General features: G+C 38.7%; 22 protein-coding genes. 6 read left to right on the top strand and 16 right to left on the bottom strand.

Features of this window, described 5'->3' with window-relative positions; all coding sequences use genetic code 11:
* Nucleotides 1–11: 11 nt before the first annotated feature.
* From ACP8HH_RS00565 to ACP8HH_RS00545, 5 genes are all read right to left on the bottom strand, one after another.
* The gene (locus ACP8HH_RS00565; protein ID WP_438314375.1) at nt 12–995 is read right to left on the bottom strand and encodes a P1 family peptidase; all 984 of its coding nucleotides are present in this window, start codon (nt 993–995) and stop codon (nt 12–14) included.
* A 27-nt stretch (nt 996–1,022) separates the two neighbouring features.
* A complete protein-coding gene (locus ACP8HH_RS00560; RefSeq protein ID WP_438314372.1) occupies nt 1,023–2,009 on the bottom strand; it encodes an ABC transporter ATP-binding protein in 987 nt (328 codons plus the stop codon).
* Nucleotides 2,002–3,039, bottom strand: a complete 1,038-nt coding sequence (locus ACP8HH_RS00555; protein ID WP_438314369.1) for an ABC transporter ATP-binding protein — start codon at nt 3,037–3,039, stop codon at nt 2,002–2,004. Before ACP8HH_RS00555 ends, ACP8HH_RS00560 begins: the two co-directional genes overlap by 8 nt.
* A gap of 56 nt (nt 3,040–3,095) precedes the next feature.
* Complete coding sequence (locus tag ACP8HH_RS00550; RefSeq protein ID WP_438314366.1) at nt 3,096–4,319, bottom strand: M20 family metallopeptidase; 1,224 nt, start codon at nt 4,317–4,319, stop codon at nt 3,096–3,098.
* Nucleotides 4,320–4,524: 205 nt separating this feature from the next.
* On the bottom strand, nt 4,525–4,788 hold the full coding sequence (locus tag ACP8HH_RS00545; RefSeq protein ID WP_438318935.1) for a metal-sensitive transcriptional regulator: 264 nt from the start codon (nt 4,786–4,788) through the stop codon (nt 4,525–4,527).
* A 256-nt stretch (nt 4,789–5,044) separates the two neighbouring features.
* Here ACP8HH_RS00545 and ACP8HH_RS00540 point away from each other — a divergent pair, with 256 nt between their 5' ends.
* The 4 genes from ACP8HH_RS00540 (at nt 5,045) to ACP8HH_RS00525 (ending at nt 8,294) form a co-directional block, all read left to right on the top strand.
* The gene (locus tag ACP8HH_RS00540; RefSeq protein WP_438314363.1) at nt 5,045–5,266 is read left to right on the top strand and encodes a DUF2187 family protein; all 222 of its coding nucleotides are present in this window, start codon (nt 5,045–5,047) and stop codon (nt 5,264–5,266) included.
* A 118-nt stretch (nt 5,267–5,384) separates the two neighbouring features.
* A complete protein-coding gene (locus ACP8HH_RS00535; protein ID WP_438314360.1) occupies nt 5,385–6,047 on the top strand; it encodes a lysoplasmalogenase in 663 nt (220 codons plus the stop codon).
* A 36-nt stretch (nt 6,048–6,083) separates the two neighbouring features.
* The gene (gene pepT / locus ACP8HH_RS00530; protein WP_438314357.1) at nt 6,084–7,310 is read left to right on the top strand and encodes a peptidase T; all 1,227 of its coding nucleotides are present in this window, start codon (nt 6,084–6,086) and stop codon (nt 7,308–7,310) included.
* Between the two features lie 12 nt (nt 7,311–7,322).
* On the top strand, nt 7,323–8,294 hold the full coding sequence (locus tag ACP8HH_RS00525; RefSeq protein WP_438314354.1) for a DMT family transporter: 972 nt from the start codon (nt 7,323–7,325) through the stop codon (nt 8,292–8,294).
* Between the two features lie 224 nt (nt 8,295–8,518).
* Here the strand turns inward: ACP8HH_RS00525 and ACP8HH_RS00520 are convergent, their stop codons facing one another.
* The 6 genes from ACP8HH_RS00520 to ACP8HH_RS00495 all read right to left on the bottom strand — a co-directional run bounded on the left by ACP8HH_RS00520 (nt 8,519) and on the right by ACP8HH_RS00495 (nt 14,761).
* A complete protein-coding gene (locus tag ACP8HH_RS00520) occupies nt 8,519–9,628 on the bottom strand; it encodes an ABC transporter substrate-binding protein (protein ID WP_438314351.1) in 1,110 nt (369 codons plus the stop codon).
* Between the two features lie 16 nt (nt 9,629–9,644).
* Nucleotides 9,645–10,433: an ABC transporter ATP-binding protein gene (locus tag ACP8HH_RS00515; protein ID WP_438314348.1), complete on the bottom strand. Its 789-nt coding sequence runs from the start codon at nt 10,431–10,433 to the stop codon at nt 9,645–9,647.
* A gap of 4 nt (nt 10,434–10,437) precedes the next feature.
* Entirely contained in the window at nt 10,438–11,259 is an 822-nt protein-coding gene (locus ACP8HH_RS00510) for an ABC transporter permease (RefSeq protein ID WP_438314346.1), read from the bottom strand.
* A 344-nt stretch (nt 11,260–11,603) separates the two neighbouring features.
* Nucleotides 11,604–11,957 carry a rhodanese-like domain-containing protein gene (locus ACP8HH_RS00505; protein ID WP_438314343.1) on the bottom strand — a complete coding sequence of 118 codons (354 nt, stop codon included), beginning with the start codon at nt 11,955–11,957 and terminating at the stop codon, nt 11,604–11,606.
* A gap of 17 nt (nt 11,958–11,974) precedes the next feature.
* Nucleotides 11,975–13,375 (bottom strand): MBL fold metallo-hydrolase, encoded by a 1,401-nt coding sequence (locus ACP8HH_RS00500; RefSeq protein WP_438314340.1) that lies wholly within the window; start codon nt 13,373–13,375, stop codon nt 11,975–11,977.
* A 114-nt stretch (nt 13,376–13,489) separates the two neighbouring features.
* Nucleotides 13,490–14,761 carry an acetyl-CoA hydrolase/transferase family protein gene (locus tag ACP8HH_RS00495; protein WP_438314338.1) on the bottom strand — a complete coding sequence of 424 codons (1,272 nt, stop codon included), beginning with the start codon at nt 14,759–14,761 and terminating at the stop codon, nt 13,490–13,492.
* 94 nt (nt 14,762–14,855) lie between these two features.
* Here ACP8HH_RS00495 and ACP8HH_RS00490 point away from each other — a divergent pair, with 94 nt between their 5' ends.
* Entirely contained in the window at nt 14,856–15,563 is a 708-nt protein-coding gene (locus ACP8HH_RS00490) for a hypothetical protein (protein WP_438314335.1), read from the top strand.
* 9 nt (nt 15,564–15,572) lie between these two features.
* On the opposite strand, the gene ACP8HH_RS00485 is transcribed toward ACP8HH_RS00490, so the two are convergent.
* Together ACP8HH_RS00485 and ACP8HH_RS00480 are read right to left on the bottom strand one after the other, a co-directional pair.
* Nucleotides 15,573–15,848, bottom strand: a complete 276-nt coding sequence (locus ACP8HH_RS00485; protein WP_438314333.1) for a hypothetical protein — start codon at nt 15,846–15,848, stop codon at nt 15,573–15,575.
* Between the two features lie 126 nt (nt 15,849–15,974).
* Nucleotides 15,975–17,054: an AI-2E family transporter gene (locus ACP8HH_RS00480; RefSeq protein WP_438314330.1), complete on the bottom strand. Its 1,080-nt coding sequence runs from the start codon at nt 17,052–17,054 to the stop codon at nt 15,975–15,977.
* A 193-nt stretch (nt 17,055–17,247) separates the two neighbouring features.
* Between ACP8HH_RS00480 and ACP8HH_RS00475 the strand changes: the two genes are divergently transcribed.
* Nucleotides 17,248–17,397 (top strand): hypothetical protein, encoded by a 150-nt coding sequence (locus ACP8HH_RS00475; protein WP_438314328.1) that lies wholly within the window; start codon nt 17,248–17,250, stop codon nt 17,395–17,397.
* Nucleotides 17,398–17,429: 32 nt separating this feature from the next.
* Here the strand turns inward: ACP8HH_RS00475 and tatC are convergent, their stop codons facing one another.
* From tatC to ACP8HH_RS00460, 3 genes are all read right to left on the bottom strand, one after another.
* Nucleotides 17,430–18,278: a twin-arginine translocase subunit TatC gene (gene tatC / locus ACP8HH_RS00470; protein WP_438314325.1), complete on the bottom strand. Its 849-nt coding sequence runs from the start codon at nt 18,276–18,278 to the stop codon at nt 17,430–17,432.
* A 12-nt stretch (nt 18,279–18,290) separates the two neighbouring features.
* Nucleotides 18,291–18,491, bottom strand: coding sequence for a twin-arginine translocase TatA/TatE family subunit (tatA, locus tag ACP8HH_RS00465; protein ID WP_438314322.1), 201 nt, complete (start codon nt 18,489–18,491; stop codon nt 18,291–18,293).
* A gap of 232 nt (nt 18,492–18,723) precedes the next feature.
* On the bottom strand, nt 18,724–19,134 hold the full coding sequence (locus tag ACP8HH_RS00460; RefSeq protein ID WP_438314320.1) for a hypothetical protein: 411 nt from the start codon (nt 19,132–19,134) through the stop codon (nt 18,724–18,726).
* Nucleotides 19,135–19,185 lie beyond the last annotated feature (51 nt).

Genomic DNA, 19,185 nt, shown 5'->3' with positions numbered 1-19,185 from the left:
CCTTTAATAGTCTAATTATCGTTCAACCTGATTCCATTATAACTCTTATAGCTTGGTATCCCTTCAACTTGACCAGCAGCTTTTACTGCAGCGATAATTGCTTCTTCCATAACTTTAGCAGCCATATTCCCTATCAAATCGACTGAATGTAATTCGCCACCCGTCGCTAATGCAAAAATTGTATCCCCATCTAACATTGTATGGGCAGGATAAATTGTTCGGGCAAGTGCATTTTGGGTGATTTCGGCTACTTTTTTCGCTTCGGCTTTTGTTAATTTGGCATTCACTGCAACCACACCAATTGTTGTATTCGTTCCTGGAAGCACATTCATTTCGCTACCGTTCTCTAAATATAAAAGACTGTCAATAAGCTTGCCAGTTTTCGGATCAATCGGTCCAGCAATGATTTCTCTATTCGCTGGATCACGAATATCCCCAACAGCATTCACAGCAACAATGGCCCCAATGACAAGCCCGTTTTTCAATGTAATCGAGGCACTGCCTAATCCGCCTTTCATACAATTTTCGAGACCTGTTATTTTACCTACTGTTGCTCCACAACCTGCACCAATATTCCCAAATGAAAAGGTACCTCTTTTCGCTTTTCGAGCCGCTTCATAGCCCATCTTTTTGTCTGGACGAATTTTCGGATTACCTATAGCAAGATCGAAGAGGACAGCAGCCGGTACAATCGGTACCCTAGCAACACCTACGTCGATTCCAATTTCTTGTTCTTCTAAGTATTGCATTACTCCTGATGCTGAGTCTAAACCGAATGCACTTCCTCCGGATAAACATATTGCGTGCACTTCATCAATCTTGTTAATAGGGTCCAGCAAATCTGTTTCACGTGTGCCCGGTGCAGATCCACGAACATCCACACCACAAACGGCACCTTCCTCAACAACAATAACTGTACAACCCGTTAGTGCAACGAGGTCTTCCACATGTCCGACTTTTAAACCAGGAACGTCAGTAATATTCCCAAAGCTCATAACTACACTCCTTCATCATGAAAAAGATTATATCGAATCCTTCGAATAAAGATGGCAAGCTACAAACTGTCCATCTACACGTTCAACTAACTCTGGCGAATCGACCTTACAACGGTCAAATGCATGTGGGCATCTCGTATGAAATGTACATCCTGAAGGTGGGTTTGAGGGACTTGGCGGTTCCCCTACTAACTGTATTTTCTCTTTCTTCACTCCAAAATTAACGGTAGGTATCGCTGATAAAAGAGACTTCGTGTATGGATGCATAGGATTGTCGTATATATTCTTTTTATGCCCTATTTCCACAATTCGTCCTAAATACATAACGGCTACTCGATCGCTTATATGTTTTACAACACTTAAATCATGAGATATAAATAAATAGGTGAGATTGAATTCATCCTGAAGATCCATCATAAGATTCAGCACTTGGGATTGCACCGATACATCAAGTGCCGATACCGGTTCATCCGCAATAATAAATTTAGGATTCATAGAAAGCGCACGGGCAATTCCGATTCGTTGCCTTTGTCCTCCGGAAAACTCATGTGGAAACTTCATTAAAGCTTCTTTTGGTAACCCTACTTTTTCGAGTAAATCCAATACTTTTTTAGTTCGTTCTTCTTTATTTAGAAGCTTCTGAACAGCTAATGGTTCACCAATTAACTGGTGAACCCGCATTCTTGGATTTAAAGATGCAAACGGGTCCTGAAAAACCATTTGCATACCTTTTCTATGTTCCGAAAGTTCTCGAGAACCCATACCGACAAGATTATGTCCTTCAAAAATAATTTCACCTTCCGTAGGTTCCATCAAACGAAGAATCGTTCTACCGAGAGTCGATTTACCCGATCCAGATTCACCTACGATTCCAAGCGTTTCTCCTTTATAGACATGAAAACTGATACCATCAACCGCTTTGATATTTCCGGCTCTTTCCTTTAATGAAACTTTCTTTAAAGGAAAGTATTTTTTCAAGTTTTTTACTTCTAGAAGTATCTCTCTTTCATTCACACTCATTTCCTCCTTGTTCCTTATAAAGATGACATCTGACTTTACGATTAGAGTCAATATTTATAAGAGCAGGATTCACTTCATGACATATTTGCATGACGCTTTCGCAACGCAAGGCGAATCTACAACCTTTTGGAAACAGATGGGCCGGCGGGACTGTTCCCGGAATGGATTCCAATCTGTCCAAATCAAGATCTATATTTGGAATTGTTTTTAACAAAGCTGACGTATAAGGATGTTTTGGTCTCAAAAATAAATCTTCCACAAATGCTTCCTCAACAATTTGACCTCCGTACATGACAAGAACACGAGATGCCACTTCCGCCACAACACCCAAATCATGAGTTATTAATAAAATGGAGGAATCAAATTTATTTTTCATTTCTATCATAAGCGTTAAAATTTGAGCTTGCACAGTTACATCAAGTGCAGTAGTTGGCTCATCTGCAATTAATAGTTTTGGATTACATGACATGGCAATGGCTATCATGACCCTTTGCCGCATTCCGCCAGACAGCTGATGTGGGTATTCTTTAATCACTTTTTCAGCTCTGGCAAAACCTACAACTTTTAATAAATCAATTGCTAATTCATATGCAATTTTCTTCTTAATCTTTCGATGCCTCATTATTGCTTCAACAATTTGACTTCCTATCGTAAAGACTGGATCTAAAGACGTCATTGGTTCTTGAAATATCATACTAATTTCATTTCCACGAACTTCGCTCATTTCATCTTCAGACAGCGTCAGTAGCTCTTTACCTTCCAGAAGAATAGAGCCTTCTAAAATTTTTCCAGGCGGACTCGGAATTAACCTCATAATTGATAGGGACGTTATGCTTTTTCCACTTCCGGACTCTCCAACCAACGCAACGGTTTCACCTTTATAAATCGAAAAGCTCACATCGTCAACCGCTTTGGCATATCTACCTTTACCAATATCAAAGTACGTTTTCAATCCTTTTATATCCAATAATATAGTATCCAAAGGGTTTATTGAAGACTCTTTTTCCATTTGTGGATTTTGCATACGTTCACCTCTTCACTTAATTATTCGCTAAACACTAGACATGACCTGATTTTACGTTAGAATTTCACATTAAGAAAGCGTAACGCCGCTTCTCTGTAAATCGCGGTTGTCACAGCCAACTCTTCAATATCAATATATTCGTTAATTTGGTGTGGAATATCTCGATCACCAGCACCAATCGTTACAATCGGGATGCCGTGCATATGAAGGAATGTTCCATCTGTTGCTCCCGGAACACCGTTATAAATCGGGTCTTCTCCTGTAACCGATTTGACCGCTTCGTAAATTGCTTGCACAACGGGATCTTCTTTCGGCGTTATCGTCGAGGGTCGATTGTCCAATATAGTCAGTTCGGCATTGAAATCTGCATCGTTTTTCTTTAATTCATCCATAATTGTGTTGATTTTATTTACTAATTCACCATGATCTTGTGCAGGCACAGTCCGAATATCAAGCGTCATCATACATTGTCCTGGTATCACATTAATTTGTGCATCACCTTTCGCGGGCGATTGTATAATTGTGGGCGTTATGGATGGCCACTTTAAATATGGATCTTCACCGAAACGGTCTTGTTCTGTCTTCTCCAACTTTTCCAGTTCGACTATAAGCCTCGCCAAACGCCAATTAGGGTTAATGCCACTCCACGATATTGCACCATGGGCCATCTTTCCAAAGATATCTACTCGTATGCGCAGAGCACCTCGTTGGGCGATGCATACATTATTTTCTTCAGGTTCACAAATAATGGCTCCATCCACACCGTCTGCCCAACCTTGCTTAATGAAATGCTTAATCCCCAACATTAAGCCTTCCTCATCTACTGGTATACAAAGTATGATTTTCCCAGAAAACTCTTCTCTATCTTGTAGAAGTGAATGAACGGCGGTAATCATACATGCTAAATTCCCTTTAGTATCATTCGTACCCCTGCCATACATACGCCCATCTACAATTTGTGCACTAAATGGATCGTGTGTCCACAGATCTAGATCCCCCTCCGTTACAACATCCGTATGTCCTTCAAATAGAAGTGTTTTACCTGGTTTTCCCGAATCGACTATACCAATTACATTTGGCCTGCCTGGAACGACTTCTTCAATATGAGTTTCAATCCCGATATCTCTTAAATATTGTGCAACGTATATCGCAACCTTTGTCTCGTTGGCATCGGGGTCATTTTCACGGTAGACGCTTGGAATACGAACAAGTTTTGTCGTCAAATTGATTACAGCTTCTCGATCACGTAGATATCTCGTGTTTTCTATTTTTGTATTCATAAAAATTCCCCCCTTATAGATTTTTTAAATGATAAATACTGTTCCGTGTAATTGCTACTCTAATTAAACCATAGCAATATAGAGATTGAAATGGAACAGTAAAACAATAATTGAAAATACTCTATTCAAAAAAACATCTGGTACCCTCAAATAATCAGGACACCAGATGTTTTTTTAAGTTATAAGGATTGTTGCTAAAATAGATTCATCGACTTTTCACTAATAAGTCTACTGCTTCTTTCACAATATCCTCTTGTGTTCTTGAATCTGTGTCATCCATTTGTTGAATGCACTCAACAAGATTTGTACTTACAATAACACCCATTGTCCGGTCAATCGCGGAGCGGACTGCCGATAACTGAGTTACTACTTCTTTACAATCTTTATTCTCTTCCATCATTCTTAAAATTCCCTTTACTTGTCCATCAATTCGTTTTAATCTATTTTTAACTTTGTCATTATACTTCACAACTTCCAACTCCATTCCTTTGATAATATACACTTATTATATACCCCAATAGGTATGTAGTCAAAGAGAATGGAACCTTGTCCAAACATAAGAGCGGCATATTCCTTCAATTTGTGGTATACTAATACTAGACAATTCGCACGAAGTAGTTTACGTTTGGTTGTTACCAATTCTTCGTCTATTGTGGCTTGGATTCTTTCCGAAGCTATTTTTATGTAGATTTTGAAGAGAAGAATATACAATAGGGGGAATTCAAATGGCTTTTCCACGTAAGGAAAAACAGGTATCCGATTTTGTTGCAGCACGCAGAATCGATGAAGAGATTTCGTTTGTCCGTAATGATCATGAAGTTAACGGTACAATTTACAAAATCTTAGAGAACTCCGTAATTGTTGCAATTTCATCAAAGGATGCCGAGATTATTGGAGCTCCTTCCAATATGACCGTTGTTTCACATAAAAACTATTCAGTCGAATAAAGGCCGCCCTGCACCCAGATAATTTCTGGAGCGCGGGGTTTTTTATTCGATTAAATTTTCATAGCAGGATTTATAGTTTACTGGGCCGAATAGTATAAACGGGAAAGGAGTTTTTCAAATGGTTCGACGGATTCTCATCACCGCAATTATTGCTTTGGGTATTATTTATATTTTTTTCATTCCAAATGATCCAGTCAGCTTTAAAATAACTATGAAATTAATTCCGATGGCACTCATTATCCTTTTTGCAAGTACAACGAAGTCTATGGTTACCAATACATATAAACAACTTATTATTTTCGGCTTATTTGTATGTATGATTGCAGATGGTGTTATTTACTGGTTTCTTGCAGGACTTGTAACTTTTTTCATTGGACATATCTTTTATATTTTTGCTTTCAACCATGCGAGTAGAAAACCTGTACCCCGCTTTGTAGCTTTTCTTCTACTAGTGTATGGCGTAGGTATGGCCATTTGGATTGCAGGTTCACAGTTTTCTATTGGAGAATATATACTAGCTAGCGCCATCATCGCATATATTTTCATTATTTTATTGATGGCCTGGATGGCAATTCGGACACGACTCAAATTAGCAATCATTGGTGCACTTTTATTTATGTTTTCAGATTCCGTTCTTGCAATTGACCGATTTGTATTCGATGTTCCTTACCGTGATGCATTTGTAATGATTACTTATTATGCGGCGCAGGTTTTTATAGCTGCTAGTATCGGCAGTCGAGTTGTAAAGTATTCCGTTAACCGAAAGAACCTGATAAGATAGAATTGTTACTACATTTATCTTGGGGGTATTTTAACAATGAAAGAACTATTAATTGAGCGTTTAATTAGATATGCACAGATAGACACTCAATCCGATGCGAGCAGCTCAGATTGCCCGACAACACCTGGTCAATGGGATCTTCTACATTTGTTGCAGGAGGAACTTTCCGAAATTGGAATGGACGATATTACACTAGATGAAAACGGATATTTGTTTGCAACTTTACCCGCGAATACAGACCGTGATGTACCTGTTATCGGATTTTTAGCACATGTTGACACTGCAACGGATTACACGGGAAAAAATGTTTCTCCAAAACGGATTGATAACTACGATGGGAAAGACATTCATTTAAATGAATCGACTTTAATGAGTGTGAACACTTTTCCCGAGCTTACAAACTATGTAGGCCACACTCTTATTACAACAGATGGAACGACACTTCTCGGTGCTGATAATAAAGCCGGAATTGCTGAAATTATGACCGCAATGGAATTCTTAATTCGGAATCCTGATATTAAACATGGGAAACTGCGCGTTGCCTTTACTCCGGATGAAGAAATTGGTCGAGGACCCCACAAATTTGATGTTGAAAAGTTTGGTGCAAAATTCGCATATACAATGGACGGTGGACCCTTAGGCGAATTACAATACGAAAGCTTTAATGCTGCTGGTGTAAAGGTTTCGTTTCACGGGACAAGTGTTCACCCAGGTTCAGCAAAAGACAAAATGGTGAATTCTATTTTAATTGCACAAAAGTTTCAGCAAGCCATGCCCGCTGACGAAATTCCGGAAAAGTCTGATGGCTATGATGGCTTCGTCCATTTGATGGGTTTTGACGGTTCAATTGAAGAGACTACAATCAGTTATATTATCCGCTATTTTGATACAGAAACATTTTCAGCAAGAAAGCAGTTAATGATTGAAACGGCAGATAAGCTAAAACAGGAATTCGGTGAAAAGGCAATTACAATTGAAATTGAAGACCAGTATTTCAATATGAAAGAAAAAATTGAACCCGTTATGGAGATTGTTGACATTATTTCCGATGCTTTCAAAGTACTCGATATTGAACCAAATATTGTTCCCGTTCGTGGTGGAACAGATGGTTCACAACTATCTTATAAAGGAATGCCAACACCAAACATCTTCACGGGTGGTGAAAACTACCACGGTAAATATGAATATATTTCTGTAGATAATATGGAAAAAGCAACTCATGTTATTATAGAAGCTGTTAAACTCTTCGAAGAACGCGCGTAAGGAGGGATCTCTGTGAAAGTCATTTGGATTGGTGTACTATCTTCCATGTTTTTTGCTGTTACTTTCATTCTAAATAGAACTATGGAATTATCCGGAGGAAGTTGGCTCTGGAGTGCATCGCTTCGATATATTTTTATGGTTCCTTTCTTAATCGCAATTGTTGCTTACCGAAAAGGTTTTGCACCTATGAAAAAAGAAATGATTTCGAAATCAGCACCTCTTTTCATTTGGAGCATTGTTGCATTCGTCCTATTTTATGGTCCGATTACTTTTGCAGCTGCGTATAGTCCGGGCTGGTTACTTGCTGGCACATGGCAATTAACCATTGTTGCGGGCGTGTTACTTGCTCCACTCTTTATGATTACGATTAAAACCGTGACAGGTGAAAAATTAATTCGACAAAAGATCCCCGCCATTTCTCTTAGCATTTCGCTTATTATTCTGGCGGGTGTTGTACTTATTCAAATTCCACATGCACAAAGCGTAGAGCTACGTACTTTGTTGCTCGGAATATCTCCTGTCTTGCTTGCGGCGTTTGCTTATCCGCTGGGCAACCGAAAAACGATGGAATTACTTGGCGGAAGACTCGATACATTCCAGCGTGTACTCGCTATGACACTAATGACATTGCCTGTCTGGACTTTAGTTGCAATCTACGCTTTTTTGACAGTAGGGCCCCCGTCCATGAGCCAAGTAGGTCAAACATTTATTGTGGCGGTTAGTTCAGGAGTCATTGCAACGACATTGTTTTTCATGGCGACAGATCGTGTTCGTAACGACCAAGGTAAACTTGCTGCTGTTGAGGCGACGCAAGCGACACAGCTCATTTTTGTTATGCTCGGTGAAATGTTAATCATCGGTATACCGCTGCCAGGTCCAATTGCACTTCTTGGAATTGGCATCATTATCATCGGAATCGGTCTTCATAGTTTCCAAACAGCAATTGCGAAAAAAAGACAAATGAAATCTGTAATAAATTCTTAATTATATGTGAAAATAAACCGAAACTACTTGAATGTGTTTACAAGTAGTTTCGGTTTTTAAAGTTTCGTTGGATATCCGACAGTTTGTGTGTTTTATCAGACAGTTGATCGGTTATATCCGACAGTTGAACACTTTTATCCGCACATATCTACTGGATATCCGACACTTCACGCATTATATCATCAAACCAGGACTTTGCACCCCCATTAAATTGCACACTTACATCAATCCTGGTCGTACAAACCAATGATTTCCAACGCTCTTTCCGTTATTGACGTGTCGATTGCTTTGTCAAAATCGACGTCGCCTCGTATTGCTCCATTCGCTTTGTACGAATCATATTGTTTATGGATGTCATCGATAAACATCTTTCCATCAGGATCTAACCCCGTAACGTAAACCTTTTTCCACATTTCTGCATCTTTCATTGCCGTATGCTTCATCATAATTTCAATGACTTCATCTAATCCTTCGCCTTTAATGAATGCATCGTTGTAATCCCGAACACCTTTCAAATACGCAACCATAAATCGAAGCGAAACTTCTTGTTCTACATTCATGAAGTTCGGTGACCCAAGAACCAAGGCTATTTGGGATTCCGGTGCATATTCCGTTGTATCGCCAAATCGAACGTGAAAACCGGATTCAACACCCGTTGTAATCAATGGTTCAATATTGAGTGCCGCATCAATTGCCCCTCCATCAATTGCACCGAGCATCGAACCGAAGTCTGACATAAGCACAAATTCGACATCTTCTTCTGTAAGTCCAGCATGTTTAAGCATTTCCTGATAGATATAGCCGTCAATTGAATTGCGTGAAGAAACGCCAATCTTCTTCCCTTTAAAGTCTTTATACTCTTTGATTTCATCAACCATATGATTTCCTATTACAAAGGAGAAATAAGATTTACCTGGGTTGTTATGCCCTTTATCGGCAATAATCTTTACGTCAATTCCTTGGGCAATCGCATTAAAGAACGATGCCGTTGAAACCCCTCCTGCAATGTCTACTTCACCAGCAGCAAGAGCCGGTAACATTTCGTCACTATTATTAAACTGCGCAAACTTCACGTCGATATTATAGTCTGCAAAATAACCTTTCTCAGTGGCGATGTAAAAACCAGCACCTGAAGCAGCACCGTCTTCAGCAATTGTAACGGTTACGCGTTCCGCTAGAGGTGCCAAATCACCAGAAGGATTGGAAACTTCCACAACCTCAGGCTTGTTTTCAACTGGCTTTACTTTCACAGTTTCTTTCGGGGCACAAGCACCAATAACTAGAGCCAAAACAAATAGTGGAATCAACCATCCTTTTTTAAGCAACTTTGCCATGGGACCTCTCCTTTTTTTATTCCTCATCTTGTCTAGACCGCTGTACTTCTTCTTGTAGATGTTTCCATATTTCGATAAATTGTCCCGCTAAAATCGGGTTTTTTCGTATATCTTCCATCTTTCGTGGGCGTGGCACATCAACGTGAATTTCCTGAATAATTCTTCCGGGCTGTGAACTCATAAGAAGAATTCGGTCGCTCAGCAGTAATGCTTCATCAATACTATGGGTAATAAAAAGAACTGTTTTTCCCGTTTCTGACCATATCGATAAAAGCTCTTCCTGTAATATAAATTTATTTTGCTCATCTAAAGCAGCAAACGGTTCATCCATTAGAAGAATTTCTGGATCGTTTGCAAATGCCCTTGCAATACTCACTCGCTGTTTCATTCCTCCTGATAACTCTTTTGGATAAAGTGTTGCAAACTTATCTAAACCGGTCTTTTTCAAATAATACATTGTTCGTTCTTTGATGATATGTTTAGGTGTATGTCGCATTTTAAGGCCAAATTCCACATTCTGTTGAACAGTTAACCATGGGATAATGCCTCGCTCCTGGAATACCATAGACTGAAGTGGACGCCCTCCCTCATCTGTGGAAATCGTAAATTCTCCAATACTCGGCGTTTCAAGTCCAGCAAGTATTCGGAGAAGCGTCGTTTTTCCGCACCCACTAGGACCAACAAGACAGACGAATTCACCGTCTGCGATATTGAGTGTGATGTCATCCAAAGCTGTGACACTTCCTTGCTTTTTGTAGAAAGCTTTTGTCAAATTCTTTACTGCAATCTTTGTTTTTTTGCTCACTTATTCACCTCCATGGCAACATCTTTTTCTGAATCCCACGGAGCAAGAGTGAAAACATATAGCCAAAAAACGAAATAAGAATAAGCCCGACATACATTTCTTGAAGGAGAAAGGCTTTATATGAAGTCCATATCAAAAAACCAATCCCTGCCGTGGCCCCCATCATTTCTGCGGCAACAATCGTTAATAGTGCAATCGCCTGCCCCATTTGAATCCCTTCCAACATAACCGGTAAAGCCCCAGGCAATGCAATCTTCATGAAGAAATTCACTCTTCCCGCACCATAGTTCTTCGCTACATCTAAATATATTGAATCGATATTAATAACACCCGCCACTGTATTTATTACAACTGGAAAAAACACACTACCCGCAATCGTCACTACCTTCGATAAATCTCCGATTCCAAATAAAATGATAATAATCGGAAGTAAAGCGAGTGTCGGTATTGGCATAAGAGCCATTACAATTGGAGAAACAAAATGCCTAATTGGTGAGTATAGGCCCATAAGCAATCCGATAACGATACCAGGTATTACACCAAGCAGGAATCCAACCAATATTCTATACAGTGAAACACCAATATGTCCGGCCAATTCGCCGCTTGTTAGTAATCCGTAAAATGTTCCGAGTATAGAGGAAGGTGGAGGGAAGAATCGAATATCAATCAATCCAGTCCTCGACAAAGATTCCCACAATAAAAGAAGAAATAAAGGCGAAGCGAATGTTAACATTCTTTTTAACCGTTCATTTACCTGCCTTTTTTTCCATTCACGCTGTTCTACCTCGAATGGATCGTGTCGAACAGCACCTTTATCTTCACTCAATGGTCACCACCTCTTCATATAAATTGTATGTGAAAGTTTAGGCAAGTGTGTTGGGCGGTCGACATATAATTGAGCAGTTTCGACAGTTTCCTATTTTTATATTGTGCTTTTGAAGTTCGTTGCACATCTCTTGTGATTCGTTGCACACTTCCGGCTTTTCGTTGCAAACCTTTTGTGATTCGTTGCACACTTCTGGGTTTTCGTTGCACAACTCTGGATTCGTTGCACACTCCACCGCATTCGTTGCACACCCAACCATTTAGTTAAACCGTTTCCTTCCAATAAAAAAAGCGCCCTACAAACCTTTAATCTAGGTCTGTAGGACGATTTCTATTTTGTATACTTCAGCCTTGCCAAGCGCTCATGCCACCTTTAACATTGGTAACGCTTATAAATCCTTGTTTCTTCAATATGCCCGCTGCTTGTGAACTGCGCATCCCACTTTGACAAATTACGAATGTCTCTTTTGTTTTATCCAAGCCATCTAATTTTGTTTTCAGCGTATTCAATGGAATGTTTTTAAATTGGCTTATATGTCGCCCTTTGTATTCTCCAGGTGTTCGGACATCAATAAATTGTTTTGACTTATCCTTCAAAATACCTTTCAAATCTGCTGTAGATATCGATGTTACACCTTTTGCCGGCATCATTTTCCAAACTACTAACCCTACTACGATTATTACAAGTATCCATTCCATCATTTATTCCTCCAATTTCACCGAATAGTTTCGTATGCTATTTGTTCATATTCCGCGTAACCGCCTGCCATCTGCTTAACAGTTTTAAATCCCCGGGCTTTCAATATACTCGATGCAATTGCCGATCGTACACCGGATTGACAGTGAACAAGTAATTCTTTATCTGTAGGGATCTCCATACTTTTCAAATTACCTAAAAAGAGATGATTGGCATTGGGTAAATGACCATTCTTCCACTCAGTGTCGTTTCGAACGTCGATAACGAATGTATGATCCTTTTTCATTTCATCATTAAATTCATCCACTGTTATCGTTTCATATGTGTCTAACTCTGCTTTCGTTAAAACTGAAGGATCCACAAAAGCACGAATTCGATCTAAACCAATGGATTGTAGTGTCGTCTTTATTTCCTCATGAATCTCTTCATCTGCAATAACGACAAGATTCTCGCTATACTTTGCAATCCATCCTATCCAGTTTGCAAACGATTTGTTGAAGGGAATATTTATAGACTTAGAATATAAACCTGTCTCAGCAAGTTTTGCCGGTCTTGCATCAATTACCAAAACGTTTTCTTCTGAGGCAACTTGATTTAAGTTATCAATCGTTTTAATCAAATCTATGGCTTGTTCATGTAAAACGGTTGGTCCAACTTTATTTAATTTCTTCATTTCAGCAAAGTAAACCGGGGCTTCCGGTTGCTCATGCAGTAATTCTTTGACAAAGTCTTCTTCATCGTTAATTTGAAGTGCCCAATTAAATTGTTTTTCATATCCGACTGTGGAGATTGGTACCGAACCGAGTGATTTTCCGCATGCAGAACCCGCACCATGCCCCGGCCAAACGACTAGATAATCATCCAACTGCTTAAAACGTTTGAGTGAACGGTACATATCACGTGCGCCACTTGTAGCCGTTCCTTCCTTTCCCGCGACGGCTTCAAGTAAATCTGGACGTCCTACATCACCTACAAATACAAAGTCTCCTGTGAAAATACCCATTGGTGTAGATGCACCACCACCGCGATCCGTCAAAATAAACGATACGCTTTCCGGGGTATGACCCGGTGTGTGCCATACTTCAAAGTCAATATTCCCGATTGAAAACGTCGACTGTTCTTTAACTAATTGTACATCGATACCGTCTGTATAACCATATTTCCAGTCTTCATCGCCCTCATCAGACAAATACAACTTAACACCGTGTTCTACAGCTAGTTGACGTGCACCGGATACATAATCTGCGTGAATATGTGTATCTGCGGCTGCAGTAATACGAAGCCCTTCAATTTCAGCATCTTCAATAATATGAGCAAATGAACGTGGTGGATCAATGATAATCGCCTCACCTGTACGTTGACACCCAATCAAATATGAGTTTTGTGCCAAGTTTTTATCAGTAAATGATTTAAAATACATAATTTTAACCTCCTGTGGTATATTCTTTCACCAAATATACCACAGGGGGTATTCCCTTGCAACAATTTTGTTTGAAATAAAAAAAGTGCCCTCATGAAGGACACTCGTCTAGAACTATTTAAGAAATCCGTTTTTCTTCGCTTCAAATGCTAATTCTTCACGAAAGGCTGGATGTGCAATTGCGATAAGTGATTTTGCACGGTCCGACAAAGACTTGCCGTATAAAGAAGCAATACCGTATTCAGTTACAATAGTATCTACATCATTTTTTGATGTTGTAACTACTGAACCTGGTGTCGACAGTACTTTAATACGAGATATGGTATCGTTTTTCACTGTCGAGTGCATGCAGATGAAACCTTTGCCATGTTTCGCTAAGTGTGCACCACGGGCGAAGTCAGCTTGTCCACCTGTTGAAGAATAATATCTTCCACCGATTGTTTCGGAAGCACATTGTCCGTATAGATCCACTTCTGTCGTCGCATTTATCGATACGATACGTTCTTCCATGGCAATTTCCCGGGGATCATTTACAGTACTAACTGGTAAAAACTCTATGGATGGATTTTCATGAATGAAATCATAAAGACGTTGAGTTCCAAACGCAAATGCAGCAACAACTTTTCCTTTATGAGTAAACTTTTTTGTGCCATCGACAGCACCTGATGCAACGAGGTTCACAATACCATCCGTGAGCATTTCCGTGTGGATTCCAATATGACGATGCGATGTTAATAAGCTCATGACAGCGTTCGGAATTGCTCCAATCCCAATTTGCAGCGTATCTCCATCTTCTATATAATTTGTTACGATTTCTGCAATCTTAATATCCTTTTCGCCAACTACCGATGTTTTCTCTTCGGATAACGGTAAATCATTCGTTACATACCCAGCAATTTGACTAATATGAATCTGATTTTCTCCAAAAGTACGCGGCATATACTTATTGACTTCCAAAACGAATGGCACTTTACCAATGAACTCTGAAATATAATCCGCCTGTGTTCCTAAAGAGAAATAACCGTGTTTATCCATCGGAGAAACGACGGTCATTATCATTGAAAGTTTTGTTGTTTTTCTTAACATGGCGGGTACATTATGAAAAAGATTCGGTACTAATTCAACTTTTCCAGCATGATAAGCGTTACGTGTTGCACCACTTAAAAAGTACGAAGTATGGGATAAATGATTTTTCATTTTGCCCAATATATAGTCACGCTCCCGAAGAGCGAGCATTTGATGGATTTTAACATTCTGCAATTTCAAGTAGTTCTCTTCCAAAATATCAAGCAAACGGTGAGGCTCGCCATTAGCAATCGGAATAATAATATCCGCTTCTTTAACAATTAATCGAAGGAACTCATCGTTAGATAGTTCTTTAGTCAACTTATTCACACTCCCGTAATTTACACATCCTTCATTATATATCAAACTGAGTGCTTGCTCAACAAACCAAGTGATAAAACGCTATAATAGAAGTATGTCAAAACTTACGAGCAACCAACTAATCCAATTAAATATGTATAGTATATACACGGACCCGCCTGAACAGAAACTATTTACATTAGAGACTTTACTTGGAGAACATACATTAGATGCACTCGATGCCATTCAAATTGTCAGTGGCAGCCCCAATAAAACTGTTGCTGCATCTTACTTTATGCGTCGATTGGGCATGTTTATTGCGATGCAGTTTTATAACTTGGCTACGTACGATGAAGTATGGCAAGGGAAAAAGAGTCGACTGATTTTTGGTTCGAAAATAGAATTTGGAAATCTCGCGGTAAGTACCTTTGCACACGCTGATGACTGGCGGGAAGTAAGCGAGGGAAATCGTCAAGATGTAATTCGGCATATTTTATTAGACGAATGTGCTGACGTTATTCGACAAATTCGGACCGTCTCTTCCGTTTCACCCTTAACTCTATGGGAAAATATATTCGGGTTTCTTCTGTGGCAATATCATGTCCTATTATCAGATCCGAGCACTGCTGATGCAGCACGTGTAGACCTTGAACTCCTAAAAAGTGATGTACTTTGGGAAGGAATTGCAGCACGTTCCCTATTTGGTGTTTACTTAAATGGACGTGAACCTTCTGCACTTCTAAACACTCAAGTTCGAACAACATGTTGCTTTTCAAAAGATGTTCCCGGTCTTATGCAGTGCGGATTCTGTCCATTGAAATAAAGGAATTCTTTATTTATTTCGATAGCTCATATACCACGTCTTTACCGAATAAATCGCCCCCATTGCAGCTGAACCGTAGAATAGACCCATAAATATTCCGGCAGGTAAATTACCACGATGACTAATGAATATGGAAAGAAAGAGTCCAGTTGCTGTCGCGACAGTTGAAAACCAACTTTCAGAGAGTTTGAAGATGGTCTTTAGTATAATTAATACGAGTAAAATAGCCGGTATAGCCCAAATAGCATCCCAAATATTTGTATGAATTGTCGGTAACTCATTCATCGTGGAAAACATCCTTTTTATTTTAGGTTATCCATTTTGAAAGTACTCATTCACTTTTTTAGAAAGGTGTTCATAAAAAGACAAAAACACGCTAGAACGAATCTAACGTGTTTTTTCTGTATTATCTTAAATACTTTTCGTTACTGCTTCTGAAATTTGCTTTCGGGTTGCGTAGATGTTTTTCACAATTGCTTTACCAACTGCGTACGTTGGTATCGCAATAATAATCCCAAGGAACCCAGCGATATTTCCTGCAGCTAAAATAACAGTGATAACTGTAAGTGGGTGAATATCAAGTGTTTTCCCCATAATGTTTGGCGTAATTACATTACTATCGATTTGTTGAGCCGCAAGCGTAATTAACGCTACCCAAATTACCAGTTTCGGTTCCTGAACAAAGGCAATAATGAGTGCAGGAATAAACGCAATCCATGGCCCAATAAAAGGGATTAAGTTCATAAAGAGGGCAAATATTGCAAGCAGTAAAGCGTATTCCAATCCAATTATCCAATAACCAATGAGCAGTAGTGTTGCCAAGATTGCACTTATTAAAAACTGTCCTTGAATATATGCACGAAGAACTGCATCAATATCGGCTAACGTTTTCTTTATCCACTCACGTCGAGTACCAGAAAAAAAGTTGTAAATAAAAGGTCCAAATTTCTCATGATCTTTCAACATGAATATAAAGAAAAAGGGCACAAGAACTAGTAAAAACATTGCTTGGAAGAATGATTGTAAAAATTGAATAACCCACTTCCCAAACTGTACCGCTATTGACTGTAAGGAATTGGTAGCACTATCAATCGACTCTTGAAATTCCTCTGGTAAGTTCTTCTTTTCTTGTAATAGGTTGTCTTTCAAATGATTTATTTCTTTTGCAATCGTAGGTGCATTTTCAACTAGATTATTCACCTGATTTGTCACAGGAGGACCTATGATTGCTACAAAAATCCAAACAACTCCAACTAGGCTTAGAAGTATTGCTAAAATACTTCCCCACCTTGGCACATTCTTTTTTTCAAGAATACGTTGCAAAGGTTCTGTTATGTAATAAAGAACACCGCCGAGTAACAATGGTATAAAAATAACTTTGGCAATAATTACAAGTGGATCAAAAACCCATATAATGGACACAAAATACTTTATAATTAACAATGAAAGTAAGATTCCTACCCCGACCTGAAACCATAACTTTTTTAGCAATACGCACACTTCCTTTATACACAATTAGTTTAAGTATACGTTGTAATACGTTTGATGTCGATTTTCGTTTCGCAATATTCATTTACCGAAATATTAATTTTTTAAAAATGGAATAATCATTTTGGTTAGTCTTTCGTAACTGGGGCATATTATAACGAACCAAATAATAAAATGAAGGAGGACGAAAAAACGTATGAACAAATTTGCAATGGCAGCTCTTGGAATTGGCGCGGCATATTTAATGAGGAATAAGGATGCTCGGGGCAAACTGATGAAACAGTTTGAATCTTTGTCAGGATCTTCTTCAAAAAAAGAATCCAATAACACATTCAACCCATCCTAAACGCTAAAAATCCAAAAAAACCGAGGTCTCATTTATGGGACCTCGGTTTCCATTTTAATTGCATTTCGACGCTCCGTGTATAGAACGATACGAATGCTTGCTTCATATAGTAAAATCGTCGGAATTAATACAATCAGTTGGCTAATAAAGTCAGGTGGCGTGATTAAAGCCGAAATTAGACCTAACGACACATAAGACCACTTCCTAACTTTTTTCATTGAATCCGCTGTTAATAATCCAATTGATGCAAGAAACATCGCAACGATTGGCAGCTCAAAGAGTAAGCCGAGAGGTATCGTTGTCATTAATAAAAAACTTGCATATTCATGAGCAGATACCATAACGTTAAAATTCATGGCGCCTAAAGATACTAAAAAATTGTAACTTAACGGATTCACAACAAAATATCCGAATGAAATACCCATTAAAAACAAGATAAACATTACTGGTGAATAAAGGCTAAGAAATTGACTCTCACGTTCATTTAATCCAGGTTTTACAAACTGCCAAAGAAAGTGACAAAGAAATGGTAATGCCAATCCCAGAGCTAACGCTGTTGAAATGGACATGTAAAACTTTACAACTTCTAACGGTCCAAGAACAATGAGTTCATGCCCACGTGTTACATAAGGAAACCAGAAGTTTATCGTAGAAAATACAACCACGAAGAAGAGCAGGAATACGGCAATGCTTTTAATAAGTTGTTTTCTTAAATCTGTCAAATGATCAACAAGTGATGGATTAGTTAATAATGAATCTTCTTCCTTCTCTTCCGCTGGTCTTTCTACCAAAACATTGTTTTCCGGTTGTAGTATATTATCTTCCTGCGCTTTATTAAGTGGACTTACTGCTTTGCGATTGTATTCTTCATTTGGATCCAAACTACCACCCGCTTATAAAAGTTCCTTTTTTGTCGATTCTTTCGGTACCGTTTCCTCGTCATCAATAATATCTCTTGCGGACTTCTTAAATTCAGAAAGCGTCTTCCCTATCGCTGATCCCACTTCGGGCAGTTTTCTTGGCCCAAACAGAATGAGCACAATAACTAGGATGATGATTAATCCTGGAACACCAATCGCTGCAATACCACCCATAACAAATGCCTCCTTTTTTAATGTATCTTCGCTGTTTATTTTTAAAAGTAGGTACTACTCTAAAGCATGGCGATTACTTCATGATTTCATACAAAACAATTGCGATATTTTCCAGAAGTGATTCGATTTGAATAATAAAATTACGAATAGGTCTATCAAAATAAACAAAAACAGGCAGCTAACTAATTTAAGATTAGGTAGCTGCCTGTTTTTAAAGACTTATATGTATTCATTACTGCGAAAGATATTTTTCAAATCCAAGTAACGGAATTCGTTCTTCTATAATTTGAACGTCTTTATACGGGATTTCAATAATATATTCATCCTTTCCGTATGGACGAACATCAATCTTCTTCTGAACAAATGGATTATTCGTAACTAGTGCTACTGTTCCCGTTTCATCGTTGTATCCTTCGACAGCAAAACGATAACTCAAAATCATGACGTACGAAATAATTTCGTATGCATCCTCAAGCTCTTTCACATTTACTTCTTTAATAAAAACAGTTGTATCCTCAGGACTTTTCACAAAACCATTTGATAACGCCAATTGATTTCTTGTTTGTAAGTAATATTGCCGCTGATAAGAAAAAAGTTCATATTCTTCATTATTCAATAACGCAAATCGTCCTTTTCTTATCATACTATCGCCCCCTTATGGATTTCCTAATATTCAGTATATTATATTTCGACA

Source organism: Sporosarcina sp. FA9, from assembly GCF_051550205.1.
In the GTDB taxonomy this organism is placed as follows: domain Bacteria; phylum Bacillota; class Bacilli; order Bacillales_A; family Planococcaceae; genus Sporosarcina.
This window is presented reverse-complemented; position numbering and strand designations above follow the sequence as displayed.